The 1,259-nt window shown below is 68.2% G+C and carries 1 protein-coding gene and 1 pseudogene; both read left to right on the forward strand.

Going from position 1 to position 1,259, the window contains the following annotated elements; all coding sequences use genetic code 11:
* The first annotated feature begins 43 nt into the window (after positions 1–43).
* Positions 44–529, forward strand: a complete 486-nt coding sequence (locus AB0M20_RS44290) for a carboxymuconolactone decarboxylase family protein (protein WP_364307568.1) — start codon at positions 44–46, stop codon at positions 527–529.
* Between the two features lie 200 nt (positions 530–729).
* Positions 730–1,206: pseudogene (locus AB0M20_RS44295) on the forward strand (GTP-binding protein); the annotation flags it as partial.
* Positions 1,207–1,259: the final 53 nt, after the last annotated feature.

The raw sequence follows: 1,259 nt of genomic DNA on the forward strand, positions 1-1,259 counted from the left end.
CTCGTGGTCGTCCAGCCCACCACCACCAGTGAGGACGAATTTCATGGAACCCCGATTCGACATGTTCGGCAACGAGCTGGCCGGCCGGTTCGCCAAGCGGTTCGCGAACGCCGCCATGGTCATCCATCAGTCGACGCTGCCGCACCCCATCCAGGAGCTGGTCTCGCTGCGGGCCAGCCAGATCAACGGCTGCGGCTGGTGCATCGACATGCACGTGAAGGAGGCGGCCGCCGCGGGTGAGTCCGCGGTCCGGCTGCACCTGGTCGCGGCGTGGCGCGAGTCCACCGTGTTCACCGAGGCCGAGCAGGCCGCCCTGGCGCTGGCCGAGGAGGGCACCCGGCTCGCGGACGCGCACCAGGGCGTGTCCGACGAGACCTGGGCGCAGGTGCGCAAGCACTACGACGACGATCAGATCGCCGCGCTGGTTGCGCTGGTGGCGCTGATCAACGCGGCGAACCGGCTCGCGGTGGTCGTGCACCAGAAGGGCGGCTCGTACGAGCCCGGCATGTTCGCCGCCGCGCTGAGCTGACCGTCGCCGTCCCGGGCCGGTCGAGGAGGATCCGGTCGAGGAGGTTCTGGTCGCCGAAATCCGGTTGCCACGGCCGGCCCGGACGGGCAACGTCGGCAGCGATCAACCAGTGCGTCACGTCCGGCAGAGGGAGAAGCCAGTGCGAGCAGCGTTCATGTCCACCCCGGGAGCAATCGCCTTCGATCCAAGGGACATGACGCTTGACCACGCTCAATCTCGGCATTCTCGCGCACGTCGACGCCGGTAAGACCAGTCTCACCGAGCGGCTGCTGTTCACCGCCGGTGTGATCGACGAGGTCGGCAGCGTCGACGACGGCAGCACCCGCACCGACTCGCTCGAGCTGGAACGCCGCCGCGGCATCACCATCAGGTCCGCGGTGGTGTCGTTCCCGCTCGGCGGTGTCACCGTCAACCTGATCGACACGCCCGGCCACCCGGATTTCATCGCCGAGGTGGAGCGGGTGCTCGGCGTGCTCGACGGCGTCGTGCTGGTGGTGTCGGCGGTCGAGGGGGTGCAGGCGCAGACGCGGGTGCTGGCGCGGACGCTGCACCGGCTGCGGCTGCCGTATCTGATCTTCGTCAACAAGGTGGACCGGGCCGGCGCCCGCGACGACGACCTGCTGGCGGAGATCGCCGGCCGGCTGACCCCGGACATCGTGCCGGTGACCACGGTGACCAACCCTTGAATTAGTACAGAGGTGTAATTTCGTAACTGCCATAGAAATAGACC

Source organism: Actinoplanes sp. NPDC051633 (genome assembly GCF_040681735.1).
Lineage (GTDB): Bacteria > Actinomycetota > Actinomycetes > Mycobacteriales > Micromonosporaceae > Actinoplanes.

Excerpts from the sequence above, each read along its gene's own strand:
- AB0M20_RS44290 (WP_364307568.1), top strand. The coding sequence starts at position 44 with ATGGAACCCCGATTCGACATGTTCGGCAACGAGCTGGCCGGCCGGTTC.